This window comes from Nostoc sp. (assembly GCF_036916735.1).
In the GTDB taxonomy this organism is placed as follows: domain Bacteria; phylum Cyanobacteriota; class Cyanobacteriia; order Cyanobacteriales; family Nostocaceae; genus Nostoc.
This window is the reverse complement of sequence record NZ_JBALFV010000001.1, coordinates 134,439-156,657: the sequence shown is the minus strand read 5'-3', so window position 1 is coordinate 156,657 and position 22,219 is coordinate 134,439. Positions and strand designations below refer to the sequence as shown.

Here is a 22,219-nt window from a genome sequence, read left to right as displayed (position 1 = left end):
ATTGCATTTTTAGAAAGTGCAAGGTACCATATCAATTTGCTCAACAAATTTAACTCCAGTTATAAACCAACTCTATTTGTAACTTCTCAATCTTCAATCTCAACTTATCATTCTCCATCCTCAACTTAGTATTCTCCTCCTTAATCAACTCAACTTCATTCCTCTTACTCAACGCCTGATTAATCGCCAACTTCCGCATATCTAGCGAAAACCAACGTTGATAAGTTTGGGTGTGAACTTGCACACTATGCCCCAAATTATCCGCCGCCGCTTTAATTGGTATCCCCAAAATATGCGCTCGAATTGCCCAAGCATGACGTAAATCATAAGGTTTAAAATCCAATCCTATTTTGCGAAACCACCAACTAACTCGCTGTGTTAATGCTGTTATCTCCGCATGATTAGTTTTATCTTTTTTAGCGATCGCACTCTTCAACATCTCCAAATATTTTGGATTTCTCAAATCAAAGTCCTCAATCCATTGCCGATATAATGGCAATGTTTCTCTTTCACCAGTCTTACAATCCTGATGAACTCTCCATGTTAAATCTGTATTTTCTTGACTTAACCACCAATTAATATTAGGATTAATAAAGAGTTCCCTTGGACGTAAACCAAAAACGGCTAACATTCCATACGTCCAGCGCCAAAGTTGCCAGCTATCTTGAATGTTTTGATTAACTTGATTACCTCTCTTATTAAGATAATCTTCAAATTGGGTAAATCCCTCAAAGATTTCTGCATCAGTCGGTATATTTCGGGAATTATTCTCTGGGATTTTGGAATATTTAGATAAATCGATTTCAATTTTGAATGTCAAGCAAAATGCAGCGATCGCTCTAGCTGCATTATACTTAGCCCATTCTTTATCGATTTGTTCTATTGAACTTATCAAATTTTCAGCATTAGCTAAATCTTGGGAATTTGTAAATCTCTTGGTTCGAGAAAAGTAATAAAAAAAAGTATGTTCACTTTTAGTTGTACGTTTATGAGTTTTAAAATACTCAATTTCAAATTCTTTGAGTAATTCTCCTATTGTTTTAAATTCTTTTCTAATTGCTTCATTTCCTAAATATTTATCATTCCATTCAAACGTTTTGCGAGCGATTAACTTTCCTAATTCATAAGCTTCTTCCTCAGCCGTCTTGAGTCCATCCAAATTAGCCGGAATATTCAAACTGAGATTGTATTGCTTTCTCCCAATTCCATTGCTATCTTTGTCTCCCGGTTTAATTGGTAACGTCGCCCGTAATTGCAGACTTCCATTTGATTCTCTAATTGTCACCTTTGCCTTTGCAGACTTCAAACGCAGATTAACCTTCTCTAATTCCAGTAGTACTTTCGTTTTCATCGTGCGTTCTTTGTTGCGGTGATTGCAGAGATGAACATAAACATCGGCTCAGAACAACATTTAGATGATGCGTGAGTCCTAAACCTGATTATGTTTCGCTGTGTTTTTAGCCTATATTTAGCTTAAAAATAAATGTGTTATGGGCGAACAATGTTTATCTCTGACACTGTTTACTGCAAACATTAGGCTATTGAAAAGAATTAAACCATAAAAAGGATTACTCCGGCCCTTATCACGGTTATGACGGCTTCGCCATCTTCGCTCGTGATATGGACTTGGCACTCAACAGCCCAACTTGGTCATTAATTGGCGCTCCTTGGAATGAAAAAGCTCAGGCTAAGAAGGCTGAAGCTAAGGCTAAGGCTGCCGTCTAGGGAAATGGAAAAGAGCGATAACTAAGGATAACCTGGGGCTAAAACCCCAGGGGGGAGTTGGGAATCCAAAGTTCAAAACTGAAAAATTAAAATTTCTTTTGATTTTTGCATTTTGAATTTTGAATCATATTCCCATCTCCCATCCCCACCTTAAATCCTTATTCCTCAATCAGTAAAGAATTCAGTAAGCTTGGAGATCCAGAAATGCCTCAGAATCCCGAAAAAATTCAAGACCACGTAGAGTTATTCCACCAACCGGAGTACAAACAGCTATTTGAAAATAAAAAGCAGTTTGAAAATGGTCACGACCCCGAAGAAGTACAACGGGTTGCAGAATGGACAAAGGGTTGGGAGTATCGTGAAAAGAACTTCGCTCGTGAAGCTTTAACCGTTAACCCTGCAAAAGGTTGTCAACCATTAGGAGCAATCTTTGCTGCTGTTGGTTTTGAAGGCACTCTACCTTTTGTTCAAGGTTCTCAAGGTTGCGTTGCTTACTTCCGTACCCACTTAACCCGTCACTACAAAGAACCATTCTCTGGTGTATCTTCTTCAATGACTGAAGATGCAGCCGTGTTTGGTGGTCTGCAAAACATGATTGACGGCTTGGCCAACTCTTACCAACTCTACAAGCCTAAGATGATCGCTGTCTGCACTACCTGTATGGCAGAAGTAATTGGTGATGACTTACAAGCCTTCATCAACAACGCTAAACAAGCTGGTTCAGTACCTCAAGATTTCCCAGTACCTTACGCTCATACTCCTAGCTTTGTTGGCTCCCACATCACTGGTTACGACAACATGATGAAGGGAATTCTTTCCAACTTGACCGCAGGTCATAAGAAAGAAACCAGCAATGGTAAAATCAACTTCATCCCAGGTTTTGACACCTACGTAGGCAACAACCGCGAAATCAAGCGAATTGCTTCCTTGTTCGGCTTTGACTACACAATTCTAGCTGACAACAGCGACTACCTGGATTCACCAAACACTGGTGAGTTCAATATGTATCCAGGTGGAACAAAGCTAGAAGATGCAGAAGATTCAATTAATGCCAAAGCTACAGTTGCTCTGCAAGCACACTCCACCTCTAAAACCCGCGAGTATATTGAAAAAGAGTGGAAGCAACCAACCTCAGTTTCCCGTCCTTGGGGTATCAAGGGTACTGATGAGTTCTTAATGAAACTCAGCGAACTGAGTGGTATACCCATTCCTGAACAATTGGAAATTGAACGCGGTCAAGCAGTTGATGCCATGACTGACTCCCACTCATGGATTCATGGCAAGCGCTTCGCTATCTACGGCGAACCAGATTTAGTATACTGCGTAGTTGGCTTTATGCTAGAAATGGGTGCTGAACCTGTGCATATCTTGGTTCACAACACCAATGAAGTATTTGAAGCAGAAATGAAAGAACTGCTTGCTTCTAGCCCCTTTGGTAAGAATGCAACTGTTTGGGGTGGTAAAGACTTGTGGCACATGCGTTCACTGTTGTTCACTGAACCAGTAGACTTTCTGGTTGGTAACACCTACGGTAAGTACCTGTGGCGTGACACCAAGATTCCCCTCGTGAGAATCGGCTACCCCATCATGGATCGTCACCACTTACACCGCTACGCCACCATTGGTTATCAAGGTGTGATCAACCTCCTCAACTGGACTGTAAATACTCTGTTTGAAGAAATCGATCGCAACACCAACATTCCTTCTAAGACAGATATTTCCTACGACTTGATTCGTTAGAAATTGCGTAGAAACACAACGTGTTAATTAAGGGCGGGAAATAATTCGTAATTCGTAATTCGTAATTCGTAATTCGTAATTATGAATTATTTCCCCCTTTTTCTTTCTAGCATTTACCTAAGGTATATATAGATGGAAACCATCAATCACACTCAGGAACATACTCACACTCATCCTCATCCTAATTATCATCCACCTAACCAAAAAAAACGAGGATGGTTCAATAATCTTCTTAATCCATTGCGCCATGTGGTGGATGGAATTCAGGTTAAAAATAATCGCATCGCTCATCTAATTTGCCAAACAATTCCTTGTTGTTGTCCCTTTGAGCAACAAATTAAATTATTTGGACGGTCTATTAATATCCCAGCACTATGTAAACTCAATCCTTTATATGACGAATTTGTAGGATTGCGTTTCCGTGCTCTATCTTACCTCACCGATGTCTGTGGAGAGGACGTCACAAAATACATTTGTTAGTCATTAGTCATTGGTCATTGGTCATTAGTTGTTAGTTATTCAAAGGACAATTAACAAATGACAAAGGACAATTAACAAATGACAAAGGACAATTAACAATTAAGTACAAGAAGAGAGATGAAAATCACCCAAAGCAAAATCAACGAACTGCTCACTGAGACAGGATGCGAACATAATCAGCACAAACAAACAGAAAAGAAAAACAAGTCTTGCGCTCAACAGGCACAACCTGGCGCGGCTCAAGGGGGCTGCGCTTTTGATGGTGCAATGATTGCCTTAGTGCCGATCGCAGATGCTGCTCATTTAGTCCACGGGCCGATCGCCTGTGCTGGTAATTCCTGGGGTAGTCGTGGTAGTCTGTCGTCTGGCCCGCAACTCTACAAAATGGGCTTTACCACTGACTTGGGTGAAAATGATGTCATCTTCGGTGGCGAAAAGAAACTCTACAAAGCGATTCTGGAACTCAAAGAGCGCTACCAACCAGCAGCAGTATTCGTCTACGCAACTTGCGTTACAGCCTTAATTGGCGATGATATGGATGCTGTCTGCAAAGTTGCGGCTGAAAAAATTGGTATTCCTGTTATTCCCGTCATTGCCCCAGGATTCATTGGCAGTAAAAATCTCGGCAACCGTTTTGGTGGTGAATCTTTGTTGGAATATGTTGTCGGCACAGCAGAACCGGAACATACAACGCCCTATGATATTAACTTAATCGGTGAATACAATATCGCCGGTGAAATGTGGGGAGTAACACCACTCTTAGAAAAGTTAGGCATCCGAATTTTGTCTAAAATTACGGGCGATGCTCGCTACAATGAAATTCGCTACGCCCACCGCGCCAAGCTCAACGTCATGATCTGCTCACGAGCGTTGCTCAATATGGCCAGAAAGATGGAGGAGCGTTACAACATCCCTTACATTGAAGAGTCTTTCTACGGCATCGATGACATGAATCGCTGTCTGCGAAATATCGCTGCTAAATTAGGCGATCCTGATTTACAGGAGCGGACAGAAAAGCTGATTGCAGAAGAAACGGCTGCTTTAGATTTGGCACTGGCTCCTTATCGGGCTCGACTCAAAGGTAAACGGGTTGTTTTGTATACTGGTGGTGTCAAGAGTTGGTCGATTATCTCCGCGGCTAGGGACTTGGGCATTGAAGTTGTTGCTACCAGTACTAGAAAAAGTACTGAGGAAGATAAAGGCAAAATCAAAAAGTTGCTCGGCAACGATGGCATCATGTTGGAGAAGGGTAACGCTAAGGAATTGCTACAAGTGGTCAAAGACACCAAAGCAGATATGCTGATTGCTGGTGGACGTAACCAATACACTGCCTTGAAAGCTCGAATTCCTTTCCTTGACATCAACCAAGAACGCCACCATCCTTATGCAGGTTATGTGGGGATGATTGAGATGGCGCGGGAACTGTACGAAGCTCTCTATAGCCCGATTTGGGAACAAATACGCAAACCTGCTCCTTGGGACGAGGAGGTAGTTTAATGGCGATCGTTACCACTTCTAACAAAGCACTGACAGTTAATCCCCTCAAGCAAAGTCAAGCTTTGGGTGCAACCTTAGCCTTTTTGGGATTGAAAGGGATAATGCCCTTATTCCACGGTTCTCAAGGTTGTACTGCTTTCGCCAAAGTTGTGCTGGTGCGGCATTTCCGGGAAGCGATTCCCCTAGCTACCACAGCGATGACGGAAGTCACTACAATCTTAGGTGGTGAAGAGAATGTGGAGCAAGCAATTCTGACTCTGGTAGAAAAGGCTAACCCAGAAATTATTGGTTTATGTAGTACTGGGTTGACTGAAACTAGAGGTGATGACATCGAAGGTTTTTTGAAAGAAATCCGCGATCGCCATCCCGAATTGAATGATTTGGCGATCGTTTTTGCACCTACCCCAGATTTTAAAGGTGCGTTGCAAGATGGCTTTACTGCTGCTGTGGAAAGCATCGTTGAGGAAATTCCTTGTGCGGGTGAAATCAGAACTGAACAAGTGACGATTTTGGCGAGTTCTGCCTTCACACCTGGGGATGTACAGGAAATCAAAGAGATAATTACGTCCTTTGGATTAGTACCGATCTTTGTACCTGACCTTGGCGCTTCCTTAGATGGTCATTTAGAGGATGATTATAGTGCGGTTACAGTCAGTGGCACTACCTTAAAACAGCTACGAGAAGTAGGTAGCTCTGCTTTCACCCTGGCATTAGGTGAAAGTATGCGGGGGGCTGCCAGGATTCTCAAAGAACGCTTTGACACGCCTTATGAGGTGTTTAGCGAACTGACAGGATTAGAACCAGTAGATGAATTTATCCAAGCATTGGCGATTCTGAGCGGTAATAGCGTACCCGAAAAATACCGCCGCCAACGTCGTCAGTTGCAAGATGCGATGCTGGACACTCACTTTTACTTCGGTGCAAAACGAGTTTCCCTGGCGCTGGAACCAGATTTGCTGTGGTCAACAGTGCATTTTTTGCAATCGATGGGAGCGCAGATTCATGCGGCGGTAACAACCACGCGATCGCCACTACTAGAACAACTCCCAGTGAAAAGCGTCACTATCGGCGATTTGGAAGACTTTGAGAGTCTAGCAGGCGGTTCTGATTTGCTGATTGGTAACTCGAATGTCAGTGCGATCGCAAAACGGCTTTCAGTTCCTCTTTATCGTCTAGGATTGCCCATTTATGACCGCTTAGGTAATGGTCAATTTACCAAAGTTGGCTATCGAGGCACGATGGAACTTGTATTTGGCATCGGCAATCTGTTTTTAGAACAAGAAGAGTCATTAGTACAGACGCGGTTAATCGCGTCTGTACAATAGTCATTCGTCATTAGTCACTCGTCATTAGTTATTTTTACAAAGTTTTGATGCCTGCGGCAATCCCTTTGGGGAACGGAGGAAACTTCTGCTCAACGCCAGTTCCTCTAAGTAGGGGAACCTCACCAACGGACTGGCTCGACTTTGCGCTTGGTCATTAGTCATTGGTAATTTCCAAATGACTAATGACAAATGACAAACAACAAAGGACAAAGGACAAACTAGGATGAAAATTGGCTTCACCACGAGTGACCGAGTTCATATTAATGCTCATTTTGGAGCAGCAGATGAAATTGATGTTTATGAAATCTCGGATGAAGGATATAAATTCCTAGAAACTCGTAACTTTAATGACGACATCCAAGAAGAGAATAATGAGAGTAGACTTGCACCAAAACTTGCGGCTCTAGAGGACTGCACAATTATTTATGTTATGGCAATTGGTGGTAGTGCTGCGGCTCGGTTAATCAAGAAAGGTGTCACCCCAGTAAAGGCGCGATCAGAAGAAGAAGAAATTAGTCAAGTGCTAACTAAGCTAGTAAAAACCCTCAAAGGTAATCCCCCACCTTGGTTGCGTAAAGCTTTACAGCAGAAAACCTCAAACTTTGCCGATGAAGTTGAAAATGAAGCAACAGTATGACCGCAAACAATAGTATTAACGGAACCGCTACAGCTGAAGTCTTGAACTCACCTTTTCTGAAGGTATTAATCAAACAAATCCGTGGTCAAGATAGTTATGGGGTTTATCGTACTTGGTCGGATGAGTTGATTCTCAAACCCTTTATTGTCACCAAACAAAAAAAACGAGAAATTTCCATTGAGGGCGAAGTCGATCCAGTAACTCAAGCTCGGATTATGGCATTTTTTCGAGCTATAGCTGCTGGGATTGAACAAGAAACAGGTTTGATATCTCAGGTTGTAGTTGATTTGAGCCATGAAGGATTTGGCTGGGCGCTAGTTTTTTCTGGTCGTCTTTTGTTAACTGTGAAAACCCTGCGAGATGCTCATCGCTTTGGCTTTGACTCACTGGATAAATTAGCCCAAGAGGGAGAAAACTACGTCAAAAAAGGGCTTGATTTGGCAAAGCGCTTTCCTGAAGTTGGCAAAATTTAAGGAGTAAGGAGTAAGGAGTTAGGAGTTAGGAGTGAGAAGTTAAGTTAACTCTTAACTGATAATTCATAATTTACAGTTATTAATTTATAACTCATAACTCATAACTCATAACTTATAACTCCCAACTTTGAGATAAGGAGTGGTTAATTTTGCAAGCAGAAGAAATAAGTATTGAGGAACTACAAGGACAAATCAGACGGCTAAACAGCAAAGCAGGTCAAATGAAAATGGATCTACATGATTTAGCTGAAGGTCTGCCAGCAGATTACAAACAACTTATGGATGTTGCGGCTGCAACTTATGAAATCTATCGCCAGTTAGATGAACTTAAGCAACATCTGAAACAATTGGAAAATGCTAAATGACCTAAGAGGAAAAGGATACAAATCCCTAAATTTAAGGGAATTGTTAATTTTGGATTTTGAATTCGGAGCGAAGCGACGTGACTGGAACTATTGATGAATTCAAGAAACTCGTAGATGCAGAAGAATTTTTTCAATTCTTTAATATGTCCTACGATTTAGAAGTTGTGAATGTAAATCGTCTACATATTCTGAAGAAGTTTTCTCAATACATCCAGGAAATTGATGATAATTCTCCTGGCTTGAGTCAAGAAGAGAAATTAAATCAATATTCTTTAGCTTTACAAAAAGCTTATCAGGTATTTATCGAATCAACGCCCCACGAACAAAAGCTGTTCAAAGTGTTTAACGACAAGCCGAAAAATGTAGTCACACTGACAGAAATCACTTCTGATTAGGAGGTATAAATTGGTTAACCTGACGCCTACCGAATTAGAACGCTATCGTCGCCAAATGATGCTTCCGAATTTTGGCGAAATAGCACAGAAGCGCCTGAAGTCAGCGACAGTTCTGGTTACAGGTGTGGGAGGATTAGGCGGTACGGCGGCGCTTTACTTAGCAGTAGCCGGCGTTGGGCGGCTAATCTTAGTCCGGGGTGGTGACTTGCGGCTAGATGATATGAATCGTCAGGTTCTCATGACTGATGATTGGGTAGGTAAGCCAAGGGTATTCAAAGCTAAAGAAACTCTGGATGCGATTAATCCTGATGTCCAAGTGGAAGCTGTTCATGAGTACATCACCCCAGAAAATGTAGATACCTTAGTGCAATCTGCTGATATGGCTCTTGATTGCGCCCACAACTTTACAGAGCGTAATTTGTTAAATGAAACCTGTGTGCGCTGGCGCAAGCCAATGGTGGAAGCCGCAATGGACGGGATGGAAGCTTATCTGACAACGATTATTCCTGGTGTAACTCCTTGTTTGTCTTGTCTATTTCCAGAAAAGCCTGATTGGGATCGGCGTGGCTTTTCAGTTGTAGGCGCTGTTTCTGGGACACTAGCTTGTCTAACAGCGCTGGAGGCAATCAAGCTGATCACCGGGTTTAGTCAGCCTCTATTGTCACAATTGCTGACAATTGACCTGAATCGGATGGAATTTGCTAAACGCCGTTCTCACCGCGATCGCTCTTGTCCAGTATGCGGTAATAATGCGCCTTGGAGACATGCTCAATCCAATTCGATGGAGCCTACGGGTATTGCACAAAATAGTCATTAGTCATTGGTCATTAGAAAATAACAACTGACAAAGGACAACTGACAAAGGACAACCCACATCTGAAATCAGAAAAACTAATCGCTACAATTCAGGAGACCTGATGACCGTTACTTTATCAGAAAAAGCAGAATTTCATCTGGAGGCATTGCTCCGAGGTTCCGCACCCAACGCTAATGGCGCAACTAAAGGTGTCCGCATTTCAGTAAAAAATGGTGGTTGCAGTGGTCATGAATATGCAATGGATATTACCAGCAAGCCCCAACCAGATGATTTGGTAAGCCAGCAAGGCAAAGTGCTGGTTTACATTGATGCCAAAAGTGCGTCGTTATTAGAAGGAATTGTGGTTGACTTCGTTGAGGGAGTGATGGAAAGCGGCTTTAAGTTCAGCAACCCCAATGCAACTGATAAATGCGGTGGTTGTGGAAAGTCCCTCAAAGCAGGCGACGGTAAGCCTACTGGTGTACCTTGCAGCTAACATCATTCCGTTACCGCCAAGTCAATTGTAGAGGCTTTCGATAGACGCACTCCGCGCAGTTTTTTATAGATGCTTGAGGTGGCTTCTAGTTCGTGTTGATCCCTTACTCCTATAGAGAAGCCAACTAAGCGTAGCATCTTCGTAAGTAGAAGGGAAGCAAAAAGTAGGATAGGTTGTTCAAAAACTTCGGAAATTACACCAACTGTATAACGTTTGAGGAGAATCGGTAAATGGCTTCCTACCAAGTTAGATTAATCAACAAAAAAGAAGACATCGACACCACAATTGAAGTTGATGAAGAAACCACCATCTTAGAAGCAGCAGAAGAAAATGGGATTGAATTGCCCTTTTCATGTCATGCTGGCTCTTGCTCTAGCTGTGTTGGTAAAGTTGTTGAAGGTGAAGTTAATCAGGACGATCAAAACTTTTTAGATGACGATCAAGTTTCTAAAGGATACGCTCTACTTTGTGTAACTTATCCTCGTTCTAATTGCACAATTAAGACACATCAAGAAGCATATCTGGTCTAAATTATTACTTTGGTTGCTGCCTTTTGTCACCAAATAAAAGATGAAGGATGAAGGATGAAAATATACTTCCTCCTTCCTTTTAAAATTCCTAATTTATAATTAAAATGTTTAGCTGCTTTAGTGTGAGTGGCTGTTCATTATAATTATTGATAGCAGGAGAGTGAGAAATCGTCACTTTCTGTCAAAATCAGGATGAAGTAATCTTGAACCAACTTATATCAATGGGGTTAACATCAGGAACTACTATCACTTCAGAACAACACTTACCTTAATTATTTATTAAAATAATAAACACATCTATAGCGCTTAATATAAAAACTATTCGGGCTATTTATGTCCACATTATTGATAGTTTAATTAATTAACATCTATGTAATATACTATTGACCTCACTCCTTTCCTAATTAATTCCAGGGGTGAGGTCACTTAATTTAGAGATATCAATGCAGTTTGATATTAGAGATAGAGCCACTTATAAGAAAAGACAACTTGCTTATTTTTTAATCAACAGCAATTATCACATCTGATGATTTAATCACGGCATAAGCTTGCTTCCCTTCTGCCAGTCCCAGTTTTTCTGCTGATGATTTTGTGATTATTGACACTAACTCTATTCCTGGTGCCACTTCTAAAGTTATCTCAGTATTAACTGTACCAGGCACAACTTTCTTTACAGTCCCTTTGAGAGAATTACGAGCACTAATTTCCATTGTTCGTCTGTATTTACTTATTTTTACTTAAACAAATTAGCAAATTTTGCTTGAAAAAGGAAAATATTTGAGATTTCTTAATAAGTGCCAGGGATATAAAGGCAAATTCAGCATAATATTTCTGTTTTCTTAAACACAAGATTTAATGGAAATGTGACATCAAATTTGAGCAAAACAATGGGTTTGAGCAAATTGTTAAAGTTAGACAAAGTTTCGTAACAATCCAATAGTGAATATTTACGTACAAATTAGATTTTATTATATTAGTCTAAATTGCAAAATAAGATTGTAGAAAATACTGCATTTTAATTGTATTTAAATATTTTTATTATATATATCTGGCTGGTAATCTTTATAAATGATTCATAATTCAAAATTATTCTAATGATAATATATAACTAAGCTAATTTCTTGCTAGTAAACTTAGTACTTAACCAACCCATAATTGCTATGTAAGGGCAGAAAATCGTAAGTAGGGAGAGATTTTTTACCAAACTTTTGAATATTTAACAAAGTTGCTTTGGTAAACTACTAGACTTTAGTTACTCCTATAGCATTTTAAAATAATGGTGGGTAATGCCCACCATTAAGTTTTTCTAGCAAATTTATGCTTGAAAATTATTTATTTTTGTGATAGTGAAAGAACAATTATGAGTCAATTAAATAGCCAGGATTTGAGTAATGCAACAACCCAATGGTTAATAGCAAAAGGCTATAGTCCAGGCAATTTAAATCAGCCAGGTGAAAATGGCGATACAGCTTTGATAAAAGCTACCCGAGACGGAGTCTATCCAGTCGTCAAAGAACTGATTGATGCAGGTGCGGATATCAATACTAGAAATAGCGATCGCAACAATGCTTTGTGGTTTGCTTGTTTTGGTAATCACTACGATTTAATTAATTTACTGCTTGCTAATAACATTAACATTGATAACCAAAATGATAATGGTGCAACTGTTTTAATGTATGCAGCATCAGCTGGAAAGACAGAAGTAGTTAAGTTACTTTTACAACATAAACCTAATTTATATTTAAAAAACTTAGATGATTATAAAGCGATAGATTTTGCTAGCAACGTAGAAGTTTTAAGGATACTTAAAAATGTCACAAAGTCAGATATCGGGGAAAGTTTATCATGATGCTACCAAGCATTCTTACTTATCGGTACAACTCGATCCAAATTATGTAAATGCTTCAACACAGCCATCTTCATTTAAAGTTTATCCCAAGTTTTATCGGAGAGTGAAATTAAATCTCAATAATCCTGTTCATGCTTTTATCTCATTAACCAGTGCGATAACACTAGAAAAAGTATATAAAGATGGTCCATTAAAACTGCGAGTGAATCCATCAGCAGGCGCTCTGTATCCTACAGAAGTTTATGTACAAGTTCGTGGTATTGAGGGAATAGTAAATGGTATATACCATCTAGAAGTTGAGAATAATTGTCTAACTCTCATCTATGAATTAATTGATGATGGGTTAGAGAGTTATATTATACCGGGTAAAAGTATCAACGGATTCATCTTTTTAATTAGTTGTGTTTATTATAGGTCTAGCTGGAAATATCAAAACAGGAGCATAAGATATTGCTTCTTAGATAGCGGACATCATTTAGGTGCAATAGCAGCTTCAGCTTTTCTCCACAACCGAGATATACAACTAATTTTTGATTTTGATAAACTTGTGCTCAATTCAGATTTGGGATTTGAGAATAAAGAGTTTATCACTGCTTGTGCGGTGTCAGGAGAAATACAAGACACGAAAATCAGACGCTTAAGGCTGAAAGTTCCTTTTGTCTCTGGTACTGATTATTTTGAGCCAAATCAATTTATTGAAGATGCCTATCAAACAACTGCTCTACAAAAAAGTCATCAGCAGAAATTAGAGTATCCTCAATTTGACATTGATAAAGATAAATTTTACCAAACTGTTTGGGATAGACGTTCTATTAGACGTTTCCGGAAAGAGTCTATTTCTCAGGAAGATTATTTATATGTAGTGCAACAACTTCAACAGTCAATACCGACAGAAAACTATGAGAAAATAGAAATTTACTCAGTGGTGCATCAAGTAGAAGGAATGACACCTGGGTTATATAAAGGTACATATCTGGTTAAGACGGGTAATTTTAGTGAAAAGACAGCTTACTTATGCATTAATCAGGCTATTGCTAGAGATGGCGCTGTAACTTTATTTCTTGTGTCAGATTACTTAAACTATCAAACTGCTATGCAAATAGTTGGTTTTCTTGGACAGAGACTTTATTTAACTAGTAATTATTTGGGGATTCAGTGTAGTGGTATTGGTGCTTTTTATGATGATGAAACCCAACAATTCTTAGAAACAAATAAAGATGTACTTTATGGAATGGTGATTGGAATATAAGCAGGAAGCTAAAGAGAGATGGCTAGAAAGATGTATTACTTAAATGGTGATGACTCACATCCTATACAACCGACATCTGCGGATATTATACTGCGGCAGCAACTAGAAGATTCTATTAGTAGATATTTTTATGACGCTTGTGATCGCACGATTCAAAACCTGCTATCTAATTGTCGGTGGTATGTTACAACCCATGCCAATGCTTTAACATTGGTAATTGAATGTCCCGATCAAGTTACTAATTGGCGTGTTTTACAACAAATTGTGCCTATGGGGACGTTGCTATATGGAATTATTAACAGTGCTAAAATCCGTGTTTGTCCGCCAGAAAGTCAAGGCATACCTTTTGAAATGAGGGTAGATGAACTTTCTGTTTATCGGGATTGGGCATAATTCAATTTTGGATTTTAGACTTTGGCTACGCTCAGTCGAACGATTTTGGATTTTGGATTAGTTAATATTCTGGCTGATCAGTGCAGCTACCTCTTCAAAGACCACATCAGCAGAATGTTTGATAGCAGTACTCAACTCCAGTCCAAAACCAAGATTTGCCGCCTCAATTAAATAAACTGTCACCTCTTGGGGAAAGTCATTTTGAAAGATTTTCCGTCCGGCGGCTAAAGCATTATCCCAACGAAAATCGTGCAAGTTATAACTAGGTTCTGGCAAAGCTTCCAATTCTTTTCCTGGAACTTTAAACACAGCACCAGGTTCAGAACCTGTTGAACTTGCATCAATAATTATTAATTCTTTACTACCTCTAGCTTGAAACATTACTTCCATCCCTGCGGTGCCACAATCATATACTTGCACTTTAGGATGAGGGTTTTCAGCTAGATATTTTTGTAAGCGTTGGGCAATGATTACGCCTACTGCATCATCACTGCGATTTAGATTGCCGCAACCGATAATAGTGAGCATGGGATAATATTTGATTGTTTAAGCAGTTGCATTGATCTAGTAATAATCTCATGTTCAAATAGATACTAGGCGAATGTCTTCAGCCGCCACTAGCGCGATCGCGCATCCTATACAGGCACGAATATCTTCAATTTGTAGGTCTGGATAGTAGTCTCGGATAATTTCTTCAAATGGAAGTCCGTCATTGAGCAGTTCAAGAATGCTTTGTACAGTAATGCGTGTGCCTGCGATGCAAGGTTTACCGAAATGAATGTGAGAGTTAACTACAATTCTGTCCATATAACTATAAAGTTTAATATGTTTCCTCAATTTTAAGATAAAGAGTCGCGTTGCTTAACCTTTAGGAGTGGTTAAATAAATAGGTAAACATTTGTTGCCAGTTCTAAATGCATAGAATAGTTGAAGAAATTTCATTGAAAGCATGGCCTGCTTTTGAAACTATCAACCATCGTGGTTGGCTGATGCGTTTTGCTGATGGCTACACCAAGCGAGCAAATTCAGTGACAGTTCTGGATGAAATTGGTTTAGACATTGAAGAAAAGATTACTTATTGCGAATCCCAATATGGAGCGCGTAAACAAAACCCTATTTTCCGCTTGCTCTCATTTACTAACCCAGAGGTATTAGATGAACGGCTAGCCACAAGGGGATATCAACTAATTGAGCCATCCCTAGTAATGGGCATGACATTATCAGAGCGATCGCTTAATAACACATTTGTTATAAATCAGGAAACTTTGAATGATTGGTTGCTTGCTTACCATAATTTGAAAGCTTTAAAAGAGCAGCAATTAAGTACTCATCGGATGATATTGGCAGGAATACAGTCAGAAACCTTGTTTGTCTCATTCAAACAAGATGAAGAAATTGTTGCCTGTGGGATAGGTGTTTTAGAAAGCGGTTATTTAGGCATTTTTGACCTTGTTACCAGTCCGATGCAAAGACGGCGCGGCTATGCCACAGCAATTATTCAGGGTTTGCTTCAATGGGGTATTGATAAAGGAGCTTACTTTTCTTATATACAAGTAGTGAAGGCAAATATTCCAGCTTGCAACCTATATGAAAAACTCGGCTATGAACCAATGTATGAGTATTGGTATCGAGTAGACTGTAGCTTAGGCAATCAGCAGTGACTGAAACAGAGGCTTTGACTTATGAGACAGACAAAGCCTCTGAAAAAGAATTTATCAGCAGGAAATTAGAACTCTATACCATGTTTCTTAGCAATTTCAGTAAGTTTCTCAGACTGATCTTGTGATACTTTAGTTAATATCTCTTCAGCCTCTTCTTTTGTACTTCCCTCTTTAGGAATTAAATACTTAACATAAAGAGATACAAAATCAGCTGCGATCGCTAAACCGGATAAAGCATGTTGATCTGCTTCCTTACCAGCGATCGCAGCTACCAAACCTGCTTTAATTGGGTCTGGTTTAACTTTCATGAACTGATCGACAAGTTTTGGGATGTAGTCTGCTGGTGGCAAATTATCTAACTTACTTCTATCTGGAGTAAAGTTACATTCTGCGGCTTTCGCCTGTTCTAAAACACACCATTCGATGAATTCTTGCAATACTGCATCGGGAACACGAGGCAGATATTGATGTAGCGCTAAATCAGACACAAGCTTACCGTGTAAATTTCTGTTTTATGCAAGTGCATTAATGCCAGCCTAACGCATCGTTTCTAGAAGTTTTGGTGTGTTACGCTACGAGTTTTGAATAAATAGTTAGATTATTAGATATTTTAAGCAAAAATCACCCTAGACTAAAGCGATGATGCCCGTCATAGTCGAATACTTGTCGATTTACGGGAAAACCACAATTACAAGGATATATTTTAAATAATATTTACAGATGTATTCAAGTTGTATTTATCATGGGAATCTAAAGAATATTACCATCGACTTTGATTAATTAGTTTAAGGAAGGCAGAGTTAGCTATGGGAAAAGATTATATTTTATTTCTGCATGGGGTAAATGTACGGGAATCGAAAGAAAACGAAAAGAACCATAATTATACTTATGCCGACAACTTGTTTAAGTCGATTGTTAACCTAGTCCAGCACAAAGGTGGTAATCGTGAATGCGTCAAAGTACCTCTTTACTGGGGTGATGTGAACGAAAGCGCCTTGAATGAACTATTAACAAACCTCAAAGGCTCGTCTAAGTGGAACCAACTCTGGTTTCAGGATTTTCGCCAAAAGCAAATATTGCAATTTGTCGGGGATGCAGGACTCTACATCAGTCGCCTAATTGGATCAATGGCGGCTGAACAACTTAAAGACCAAACATTTAAAGGCTTAGAAAAACATGGGCAGGATGATCGCCTACATTTAGTGACTCACAGTTGGGGGACGGTTATACTATTTGACATTCTGTTTGCCAGCCGTTGGGATAATCAGGACATTCCTGGCTATCAGAGTGTAAAGGATATTCGAGATAAGCTTTATGGCATTGGGGACAACCCTACAACAGGTATCCGACTGGCTAGCATTCAAACTATGGGTTCTCCCATTGCCTTGTTTAGCTTAATTACTATCAATGGTAGAAATGCTAAAGATGAAAGTACTCATGACATCAGCCCTGGTTTAAGTAATTTGTTGAAGAAGCTTACCCAGGTACATGGGGAGTTGTGTTGGCTCAATTTTATTCATCCTGGCGATCCAATTGCTTGGCCGCTAGAAAATCTCATCGCCAAGTTAATTCCCGATTCTGGTTCTTATGTTGACGTAAAAGACGTTCTCACTGGTGATTCTGGTTTATTAAATTTATTTGCTCAAACTCCCCCCATCCGACAAACCTTTTTGGCTTTGGCAAATGGCGGCAGCGCTCACGGAAGTTACTGGCAAAATGAAGATGTAGCACAGCAAATAGCAGCAAATATTCTAAAGGTCTAATACTATAGCAGTCCGCTTTGCTGCGATCGCTGCAATAACTAATGCGATCGCTGCTTCATTCAAAAGCTATAGTTGGGTAAACCACCATAACCAGCACTGGGTATTGCACAGGATGCACTGAAGCCCCTGGTGAATTACAACATTTATTAGCTATCGCTAAACACAACCGTTATTCTGTAAGTCATCAGTTAGAATGCCTGTTGTGAATTTGTCTTTTGAGCGATCGCTCAGGTGGATGACTTATCCAGTAAAAAAATGACTATTCTTGGGTAGACCGATGTTTATCGACAAGCTGCTGCGTGTTTACGCATAATTGGAATCATATATTTTTTCTTAGTAAAGCGGAATCCTCACCTTGTTTGGGCGATTACTTGTCCTATTTCTTGAGGTGTTGCACCTGTTGCTAGCATTGCACGTATTAAGAGTTCAATAGAAACCGAAGCATCACCATTCTCAGCTTTGGCAACACGGGGTTGGCTAGAGTTAATTTTCTCTGCCAACTCTACTTGTGTCATCAATTTTTGTCGCCGTTCTTTGAGGTTACGGCTGAGGGCTAATTTAATCTCAATTAAGGTGGTTTCTTGTGGTGTGAGTTCTAAAAATTCGGAAACTGTGCCAACTTTCCAGCCCTTTGCTTCTAAACGTTCTCTTTTAGCTTTATCCATAACATTAGTCCTTCGTGTCTATTTCATATTTCTTCAATCGTTTTTTGCAGTTTTTAATTACACTAGCTGGTGTAGCTCTAGTTGTTTTGTTAAAGATTTCAAGAATCAAAATTGCATCGTCATCAACTCGGTAAATAATTCGCCAGTTTTTATCTGCGTCTCGAACTCGTAGTTCATGACAGTGTACTCCAATACTTGGCATGGGTCTTGAATGAGGCATATCAAGGTTTTCGCCTTGTTGCAAGCATCTGAGCAGTACACCTACCTCTATGCATGCTTCCAGGCTAAATGGCGGAGTTTTAACCTCACCATGCAACCAAACTAAAGGTTTATCGTTTTCATCCATGCCCTTATTTATATCATATTTGATATATTTGTAGCTTTAATAGCTATAGATGGAGCGATCGCTTCTTTGGTGGTATAGACAGTAACTATCATTCTTGAGTAGAGGATCATTAAATATATTCAATCACAGTGAAGAAACTGGATATAATTTTTTACAGTTTTTTATCCTTGTGTTCCAGTCATTCTTGCGCTGTGAGAATATTATTTCTATTTTCGAGTAAGTATGTCCTAAAATTGTGACAAAATTTAGAAATTTTAATTAAGTATTAACATTTAAATTTAAGTAAGTAATTGACTATCAAAATAACAATAGTTATAACAGAACCGATGAAAAATAATCCGGTGAATTGCTGGCAAGCTTTAATTATTTCAGAGGTGATTCCTAAATGCGTATATCAGTATTTGTAGACAGTGCAAACTTTTTTTATATGCAGAGACAGCTTGGATGGTGGATTGATCCCAAAAGGTTACTTGATTTTATTAAAACAAAAGGGGAGATTGTTGATGCAGTTTATTATGTGGGTGTAGAGGCTCCTCCTGAAGCTCAACAACAAAAATTTTTAGATTTTCTTGGTTATATAGGCTTTTCTCTTGAGACAAAAGATTTGAAAATAATCATTCAAGATGATGGTTCTGAGAAAAGAAAGGCAAACCTAGATATTGAGATTGTATTGGATATGTTCAATACAATTGATAACTATGACATGGCAGTCCTTGTTAGTGGAGATGGTGATTTTGAGAGACCTCTCAAATTGCTAAAAGCAAGAGGCAAGAGATTTCTCATTTTATCCACGCAAGGATTTATGGCAAAGGAACTGCGTGAGGTTGCTGGTATGCACTACGTTGATGTTCAAACCATCAAAGACCAGCTATTAAGAGAGAAGGAAATAGCCTAAAAACGTCTTACGCTCGGATTTGATTACTTAAGCGGCTCCCATTTTTGATGATTACATAACATCCTTGCGTAATATAATAAAAACACAGCTAATGATTAATTAAATGATAATTAACCATTAGCTATAGCATCTTTTATGCAGTACGAAAACGCGCCAACTCTTCACCCGTCTTAGCATCATGAGCGTGAACTGTACACACTAAACAAGAATCAAATGATCGCGCCACATGACCAACTTCCACCGGATCGCTAGAATCGTAAATGGGTGTCCCAATTAAAGCTTCTTCAATGGGCCCGCGCATTCCATCACCGTCACGAGGGCCAATATTCCAAGTACCAGGGGCAATCACTTGGTAATTCTTAATCTTACCGCCCTCTACTTCTACCCAGTGAGATAAGGAACCCCGTGCTGCTTCGGTTGCACCCCAACCACGACCATCTTTTTCAGTGGGTTTGATATACCAAGGGTCGTTTAATTTGAATTCGCGTAAACAGTGTTCGGCTTGGCGATATAACTTGACAATTTCGTGAAGTCGTGCAAGCTGACGGACATGAATACTAGCACCACCCATCCGTTTGAAGACATCGAGGATAAAGCCGTCGTAGTGCTGCCAAGATTCGCCATGTTTGCCACCTGCGACTAATTGACGCGCTAAGGGGCCAGTTTCCAAACGTCCGAAGTCTTTGTGCAGGACTGCACTCGACCAAGAGTAGGCGTTATCTAAGTCTTTGGTATTATTTGCAATGGGTTTAGTATTGCGATCGCTAGGATGAATATCCTCTGTCCCTTCATCGTACCAAGAGTGAGTTGTATTCTCGCGGGTAAATGACTGATCCATTAAGGTGTGAGTGTGTGCGAAGCTGTCGTACACTCCACTTTTCATAATCATCGCCGCATTTCGTCCTTCGATAGTTGGCTTTTGGTATTTATCTTCATGGGCTAAATATCCCCAAGTGACATATTTACCAACACCAGCGCCATATCTATCTAAACCGATGTCTAAACCCATCCGCCAATAAAAACCTAAATCGGAATCTCGATGATTTCGATTTTCATCTAACCAGTCTCTGAAGTCGTCATAAGTCTCGATTTGTTCATAGCGTTCTAAAGAACAACCCAACCACACTGGTTCTAACCAATTGGTGCGGAAATATTCTAGAATCGCCCAAGCGCGGGTAATGTCTGTTAAAGTGGGGGCGCACATCACGCCACCGGGAACCATATAGCTAGAATGGGGCCATTGTCCGCCTAAGAGTGCATAAATTTCTACAGGTTTAGCGGAAATTGTTATGCCTAGTTCATAAGATTTGCCACTAAAAGCAGCAAAGCGTCTGGTAGCTTCCTCATAATAACGACTATTGCGGTATTTTTTATTGGTTAAATCAATGGCAAACAGTCCATAAAAATAGCGGGGGATGCTTTGAATTGTCTCGACAATTTGGCCGAGATTTCTGGCTAAAATTGCATTGCGGGGAACTTCTGTTTCCCAAGCTGTATCTAATGCCCAAGATGCACAAGTTAGGTGAGAACCGCCGCAAATACCGCAAATGCGAGGTGTGACAATTAATCCAGCTTGGGGATCTTTACCGCGTAAGATAACTTCAAATCCGCGAAATAGTTCGGCGTGTGTCCAAGCGTTGACTACACGTCCGTGTTCAATATCGACTCGAACATCTAAATCGCCTTCAACTCTACCAACGGGCGATATGTCTAATGATTGAATTCCCATTCTGTTCTCCTTCTAATTATTAAGGGAAGTGGAAAATGGGGAATGAGGAAGAAATAACCAATGCCCAATGCCCCATTCCCTAAACAGTAAAAAAGTCTTCTTCTGCCCAAGGTGGTGCTGCATCTTTGGCGACCATTGTGAGTAAGGCGTATTCTTTTTTGTTCACCCCTGGCGGTAATTCTTTAGGAACGCCCATGACTGTTTGGGTTTTGAATACGGTTCCTGGTTTGAGGTCAAAGAAGGGAAATTCTGGTTCTGTGCAACCTAAACAAGGCATTCCAGCGCGGGTTTTGGAAGAAACGCGGTTCCATAAGATGCGGTTACAAGAGGAATGAGTCATGGGGCCGCGACAACCTAAGTCATAAAATAAGCAGCCTTTGCGTTGACCAAATTCGGCGGTTGAGGCTTTATAGGCAAAGTGGACGTTGCGGGTACAACCTGTTTGGGTATAAGTGTTGAAAAAAGTTTGGGGACGATTTAGTTCATCTAAAGCAATGTCTGCTATGCGTCCAGTAGCGATCGCAACTAATATCTGCGTAATCCAGTCGGGATGGGCGGGACATCCAGGTATATTAATTACAGGTAATCCGGCTAGCGAAAGGAAGTCTTTGCCTAACAAACCGCCTTCTTGACGTTTGAGAAATTGCAAACCTTCCGATTCGCTGGGGTTGGGTGACATGGCGGGAATTCCTCCCCAAGTGGCACAGTCTCCGACAGCGACGATAAAATGAGCAACTTTCGCCAGGTCTAGTAACCAATCTTTCATGGTGCGATCGGCAAACCGATTCCATTCACCAGTGCCATTGGGGGCATTAACAACACTGCCTTCAAACACCAAGATATCTAAAGGAATTTTGCCAGAAATGCAGTCCCATAGCAGTGTTTGCAAGTTTTTGCCTATTTCCAATCCCAAGGATGGATGCCAAAGTACCTTGATGCCAAAATCGGCAATTAAATCGCAGACTGTTGGTTCTTCAGCGTTGAGGAATGACATGGTGTTGCCTGAACAAGCACCACCTTGTAGCCATAATACGTTAGTCATCGGCTAGATATTTTTGTATTGTTCCCATGCATGAGTAGGTGATAATGCTTGTAAAGTCTCACCTGTTTATCAATATTTATTTATCAATAGTAAGATATTTTTTATCTAATTTACTTTCATGAAAAAAGAATTAATCATTAACAAAAAATTAAATTATTTCAAGATTAT

General features: G+C 40.0%; 27 protein-coding genes and 1 pseudogene. 18 read left to right on the top strand and 10 right to left on the bottom strand.

Translation table 11 applies throughout. The features are described from left to right. Nucleotides 1-49 precede the first annotated feature (49 nt). Entirely contained in the window at nucleotides 50-1,351 is a 1,302-nt protein-coding gene (locus tag V7L20_RS00775; RefSeq protein ID WP_334742223.1) for a site-specific integrase, read from the bottom strand. Between the two features lie 206 nt (nucleotides 1,352-1,557). Between V7L20_RS00775 and V7L20_RS32455 the strand changes: the two are divergent. The 5 genes and pseudogenes from V7L20_RS32455 to nifN all read left to right on the top strand — a co-directional run. Beyond that, nucleotides 1,558-1,725 (top strand): annotated as a pseudogene (locus V7L20_RS32455) (nitrogenase molybdenum-iron protein alpha chain); the annotation flags it as partial. 204 nt (nucleotides 1,726-1,929) lie between these two features. Beyond that, nucleotides 1,930-3,465: a nitrogenase molybdenum-iron protein subunit beta gene (nifK, locus tag V7L20_RS00770; protein ID WP_334742222.1), complete on the top strand. Its 1,536-nt coding sequence runs from the start codon at nucleotides 1,930-1,932 to the stop codon at nucleotides 3,463-3,465. Nucleotides 3,466-3,597: 132 nt separating this feature from the next. Further along, nucleotides 3,598-3,945, top strand: coding sequence for a Mo-dependent nitrogenase C-terminal domain-containing protein (locus V7L20_RS00765; RefSeq protein ID WP_334742221.1), 348 nt, complete (start codon nucleotides 3,598-3,600; stop codon nucleotides 3,943-3,945). A gap of 117 nt (nucleotides 3,946-4,062) precedes the next feature. Next, nucleotides 4,063-5,442: a nitrogenase iron-molybdenum cofactor biosynthesis protein NifE gene (gene nifE, locus V7L20_RS00760; protein ID WP_334742220.1), complete on the top strand. Its 1,380-nt coding sequence runs from the start codon at nucleotides 4,063-4,065 to the stop codon at nucleotides 5,440-5,442. Beyond that, nucleotides 5,442-6,767: a nitrogenase iron-molybdenum cofactor biosynthesis protein NifN gene (gene nifN / locus V7L20_RS00755; RefSeq protein WP_334742219.1), complete on the top strand. Its 1,326-nt coding sequence runs from the start codon at nucleotides 5,442-5,444 to the stop codon at nucleotides 6,765-6,767. Before nifE ends, nifN begins: the two co-directional genes overlap by 1 nt. A gap of 24 nt (nucleotides 6,768-6,791) precedes the next feature. On the opposite strand, the gene V7L20_RS00750 is transcribed toward nifN, so the two are convergent. Beyond that, nucleotides 6,792-6,929, bottom strand: coding sequence for a hypothetical protein (locus tag V7L20_RS00750; protein ID WP_334742218.1), 138 nt, complete (start codon nucleotides 6,927-6,929; stop codon nucleotides 6,792-6,794). 61 nt (nucleotides 6,930-6,990) lie between these two features. Between V7L20_RS00750 and nifX the strand changes: the two genes are divergently transcribed. From nifX to V7L20_RS00715, 7 genes are all read left to right on the top strand, one after another. Then, the gene (gene nifX / locus V7L20_RS00745; protein WP_334742217.1) at nucleotides 6,991-7,404 is read left to right on the top strand and encodes a nitrogen fixation protein NifX; all 414 of its coding nucleotides are present in this window, start codon (nucleotides 6,991-6,993) and stop codon (nucleotides 7,402-7,404) included. Then, entirely contained in the window at nucleotides 7,401-7,877 is a 477-nt protein-coding gene (locus V7L20_RS00740; protein WP_334742216.1) for a NifX-associated nitrogen fixation protein, read from the top strand. Before nifX ends, V7L20_RS00740 begins: the two co-directional genes overlap by 4 nt. Nucleotides 7,878-8,041: 164 nt before the next feature. Further along, entirely contained in the window at nucleotides 8,042-8,242 is a 201-nt protein-coding gene (locus tag V7L20_RS00735) for a CCE_0567 family metalloprotein (protein ID WP_334742266.1), read from the top strand. Nucleotides 8,243-8,319: 77 nt separating this feature from the next. Beyond that, nucleotides 8,320-8,637: a nitrogenase-stabilizing/protective protein NifW gene (nifW, locus tag V7L20_RS00730; RefSeq protein ID WP_334742215.1), complete on the top strand. Its 318-nt coding sequence runs from the start codon at nucleotides 8,320-8,322 to the stop codon at nucleotides 8,635-8,637. Nucleotides 8,638-8,647: 10 nt separating this feature from the next. Beyond that, complete coding sequence (locus tag V7L20_RS00725) at nucleotides 8,648-9,454, top strand: HesA/MoeB/ThiF family protein (protein ID WP_334742214.1); 807 nt, start codon at nucleotides 8,648-8,650, stop codon at nucleotides 9,452-9,454. Nucleotides 9,455-9,554: 100 nt separating this feature from the next. Next, a complete protein-coding gene (locus tag V7L20_RS00720; protein WP_334742213.1) occupies nucleotides 9,555-9,929 on the top strand; it encodes an iron-sulfur cluster assembly accessory protein in 375 nt (124 codons plus the stop codon). A 230-nt stretch (nucleotides 9,930-10,159) separates the two neighbouring features. Then, a complete protein-coding gene (locus tag V7L20_RS00715) occupies nucleotides 10,160-10,459 on the top strand; it encodes a 2Fe-2S iron-sulfur cluster-binding protein (protein ID WP_069069799.1) in 300 nt (99 codons plus the stop codon). Between the two features lie 500 nt (nucleotides 10,460-10,959). On the opposite strand, the gene V7L20_RS00710 is transcribed toward V7L20_RS00715, so the two are convergent. Next, nucleotides 10,960-11,169 (bottom strand): TOBE domain-containing protein, encoded by a 210-nt coding sequence (locus V7L20_RS00710; RefSeq protein WP_334742212.1) that lies wholly within the window; start codon nucleotides 11,167-11,169, stop codon nucleotides 10,960-10,962. 650 nt (nucleotides 11,170-11,819) lie between these two features. Between V7L20_RS00710 and V7L20_RS00705 the strand changes: the two genes are divergently transcribed. The 3 genes from V7L20_RS00705 to V7L20_RS00695 are packed head-to-tail and all read left to right on the top strand — an operon-like array spanning nucleotide 11,820 to nucleotide 13,950. Further along, nucleotides 11,820-12,308 carry an ankyrin repeat domain-containing protein gene (locus tag V7L20_RS00705; protein ID WP_334742211.1) on the top strand — a complete coding sequence of 163 codons (489 nt, stop codon included), beginning with the start codon at nucleotides 11,820-11,822 and terminating at the stop codon, nucleotides 12,306-12,308. Continuing rightward, on the top strand, nucleotides 12,271-13,557 hold the full coding sequence (locus V7L20_RS00700) for a nitroreductase family protein (protein ID WP_334742210.1): 1,287 nt from the start codon (nucleotides 12,271-12,273) through the stop codon (nucleotides 13,555-13,557). Before V7L20_RS00705 ends, V7L20_RS00700 begins: the two co-directional genes overlap by 38 nt. A gap of 18 nt (nucleotides 13,558-13,575) precedes the next feature. Next, nucleotides 13,576-13,950: a hypothetical protein gene (locus V7L20_RS00695; protein WP_334742209.1), complete on the top strand. Its 375-nt coding sequence runs from the start codon at nucleotides 13,576-13,578 to the stop codon at nucleotides 13,948-13,950. A 57-nt stretch (nucleotides 13,951-14,007) separates the two neighbouring features. Here the strand turns inward: V7L20_RS00695 and V7L20_RS00690 are convergent, their stop codons facing one another. Further along, nucleotides 14,008-14,478: a hydrogenase maturation protease gene (locus V7L20_RS00690; protein ID WP_334742208.1), complete on the bottom strand. Its 471-nt coding sequence runs from the start codon at nucleotides 14,476-14,478 to the stop codon at nucleotides 14,008-14,010. Nucleotides 14,479-14,532: 54 nt separating this feature from the next. Continuing rightward, on the bottom strand, nucleotides 14,533-14,757 hold the full coding sequence (locus tag V7L20_RS00685) for a DUF433 domain-containing protein (RefSeq protein WP_334742207.1): 225 nt from the start codon (nucleotides 14,755-14,757) through the stop codon (nucleotides 14,533-14,535). A gap of 107 nt (nucleotides 14,758-14,864) precedes the next feature. Between V7L20_RS00685 and V7L20_RS00680 the strand changes: the two genes are divergently transcribed. Beyond that, nucleotides 14,865-15,611, top strand: a complete 747-nt coding sequence (locus V7L20_RS00680) for a GNAT family N-acetyltransferase (RefSeq protein ID WP_334742206.1) — start codon at nucleotides 14,865-14,867, stop codon at nucleotides 15,609-15,611. 65 nt (nucleotides 15,612-15,676) lie between these two features. On the opposite strand, the gene V7L20_RS00675 is transcribed toward V7L20_RS00680, so the two are convergent. After that, nucleotides 15,677-16,099, bottom strand: a complete 423-nt coding sequence (locus V7L20_RS00675) for a hypothetical protein (RefSeq protein ID WP_334742205.1) — start codon at nucleotides 16,097-16,099, stop codon at nucleotides 15,677-15,679. 318 nt (nucleotides 16,100-16,417) lie between these two features. Here V7L20_RS00675 and V7L20_RS00670 point away from each other — a divergent pair, with 318 nt between their 5' ends. After that, nucleotides 16,418-17,374, top strand: coding sequence for a hypothetical protein (locus V7L20_RS00670; RefSeq protein WP_334742204.1), 957 nt, complete (start codon nucleotides 16,418-16,420; stop codon nucleotides 17,372-17,374). A gap of 350 nt (nucleotides 17,375-17,724) precedes the next feature. On the opposite strand, the gene V7L20_RS00665 is transcribed toward V7L20_RS00670, so the two are convergent. Both V7L20_RS00665 and V7L20_RS00660 read right to left on the bottom strand, forming a co-directional pair. Then, nucleotides 17,725-18,039, bottom strand: coding sequence for a helix-turn-helix domain-containing protein (locus V7L20_RS00665; protein ID WP_334742203.1), 315 nt, complete (start codon nucleotides 18,037-18,039; stop codon nucleotides 17,725-17,727). Between the two features lie 4 nt (nucleotides 18,040-18,043). Further along, nucleotides 18,044-18,385: a type II toxin-antitoxin system RelE/ParE family toxin gene (locus tag V7L20_RS00660; RefSeq protein ID WP_334742202.1), complete on the bottom strand. Its 342-nt coding sequence runs from the start codon at nucleotides 18,383-18,385 to the stop codon at nucleotides 18,044-18,046. A gap of 385 nt (nucleotides 18,386-18,770) precedes the next feature. Between V7L20_RS00660 and V7L20_RS00655 the strand changes: the two genes are divergently transcribed. Then, nucleotides 18,771-19,280 carry a LabA-like NYN domain-containing protein gene (locus V7L20_RS00655; RefSeq protein WP_334742201.1) on the top strand — a complete coding sequence of 170 codons (510 nt, stop codon included), beginning with the start codon at nucleotides 18,771-18,773 and terminating at the stop codon, nucleotides 19,278-19,280. A gap of 133 nt (nucleotides 19,281-19,413) precedes the next feature. Here V7L20_RS00655 and V7L20_RS00650 read toward each other — a convergent pair whose 3' ends face one another. Both V7L20_RS00650 and V7L20_RS00645 read right to left on the bottom strand, forming a co-directional pair. After that, nucleotides 19,414-21,009, bottom strand: coding sequence for a nickel-dependent hydrogenase large subunit (locus tag V7L20_RS00650; protein WP_334742200.1), 1,596 nt, complete (start codon nucleotides 21,007-21,009; stop codon nucleotides 19,414-19,416). Between the two features lie 79 nt (nucleotides 21,010-21,088). Then, complete coding sequence (locus V7L20_RS00645; protein WP_334742199.1) at nucleotides 21,089-22,051, bottom strand: hydrogenase small subunit; 963 nt, start codon at nucleotides 22,049-22,051, stop codon at nucleotides 21,089-21,091. Nucleotides 22,052-22,219: the final 168 nt, after the last annotated feature.

Bases quoted from the DNA above. Each gene is read 5' to 3' on its own strand.
- V7L20_RS00690 (WP_334742208.1), bottom strand. From the start codon at position 14,478: ATGCTCACTATTATCGGTTGCGGCAATCTAAATCGCAGTGATGATGCA.
- nifX (WP_334742217.1), top strand. From the start codon at position 6,991: ATGAAAATTGGCTTCACCACGAGTGACCGAGTTCATATTAATGCTCAT.
- V7L20_RS00765 (WP_334742221.1), top strand. From the start codon at position 3,598: ATGGAAACCATCAATCACACTCAGGAACATACTCACACTCATCCTCAT.
- V7L20_RS00645 (WP_334742199.1), bottom strand. From the start codon at position 22,051: ATGACTAACGTATTATGGCTACAAGGTGGTGCTTGTTCAGGCAACACC.
- V7L20_RS00705 (WP_334742211.1), top strand. From the start codon at position 11,820: ATGAGTCAATTAAATAGCCAGGATTTGAGTAATGCAACAACCCAATGG.
- nifK (WP_334742222.1), top strand. From the start codon at position 1,930: ATGCCTCAGAATCCCGAAAAAATTCAAGACCACGTAGAGTTATTCCAC.
- nifE (WP_334742220.1), top strand. From the start codon at position 4,063: ATGAAAATCACCCAAAGCAAAATCAACGAACTGCTCACTGAGACAGGA.
- V7L20_RS00710 (WP_334742212.1), bottom strand. From the start codon at position 11,169: ATGGAAATTAGTGCTCGTAATTCTCTCAAAGGGACTGTAAAGAAAGTT.
- V7L20_RS00740 (WP_334742216.1), top strand. From the start codon at position 7,401: ATGACCGCAAACAATAGTATTAACGGAACCGCTACAGCTGAAGTCTTG.
- V7L20_RS00715 (WP_069069799.1), top strand. From the start codon at position 10,160: ATGGCTTCCTACCAAGTTAGATTAATCAACAAAAAAGAAGACATCGAC.
- V7L20_RS00680 (WP_334742206.1), top strand. From the start codon at position 14,865: ATGCATAGAATAGTTGAAGAAATTTCATTGAAAGCATGGCCTGCTTTT.
- V7L20_RS00665 (WP_334742203.1), bottom strand. From the start codon at position 18,039: ATGGATAAAGCTAAAAGAGAACGTTTAGAAGCAAAGGGCTGGAAAGTT.
- V7L20_RS00775 (WP_334742223.1), bottom strand. From the start codon at position 1,351: ATGAAAACGAAAGTACTACTGGAATTAGAGAAGGTTAATCTGCGTTTG.
- V7L20_RS00660 (WP_334742202.1), bottom strand. From the start codon at position 18,385: ATGGATGAAAACGATAAACCTTTAGTTTGGTTGCATGGTGAGGTTAAA.
- V7L20_RS00720 (WP_334742213.1), top strand. From the start codon at position 9,555: ATGACCGTTACTTTATCAGAAAAAGCAGAATTTCATCTGGAGGCATTG.
- V7L20_RS00695 (WP_334742209.1), top strand. From the start codon at position 13,576: ATGGCTAGAAAGATGTATTACTTAAATGGTGATGACTCACATCCTATA.
- nifN (WP_334742219.1), top strand. From the start codon at position 5,442: ATGGCGATCGTTACCACTTCTAACAAAGCACTGACAGTTAATCCCCTC.
- V7L20_RS00750 (WP_334742218.1), bottom strand. From the start codon at position 6,929: ATGACTAATGACCAAGCGCAAAGTCGAGCCAGTCCGTTGGTGAGGTTC.
- V7L20_RS00650 (WP_334742200.1), bottom strand. From the start codon at position 21,009: ATGGGAATTCAATCATTAGACATATCGCCCGTTGGTAGAGTTGAAGGC.
- V7L20_RS00700 (WP_334742210.1), top strand. From the start codon at position 12,271: ATGTCACAAAGTCAGATATCGGGGAAAGTTTATCATGATGCTACCAAG.
- V7L20_RS00685 (WP_334742207.1), bottom strand. From the start codon at position 14,757: ATGGACAGAATTGTAGTTAACTCTCACATTCATTTCGGTAAACCTTGC.
- V7L20_RS00670 (WP_334742204.1), top strand. From the start codon at position 16,418: ATGGGAAAAGATTATATTTTATTTCTGCATGGGGTAAATGTACGGGAA.
- V7L20_RS00655 (WP_334742201.1), top strand. From the start codon at position 18,771: ATGCGTATATCAGTATTTGTAGACAGTGCAAACTTTTTTTATATGCAG.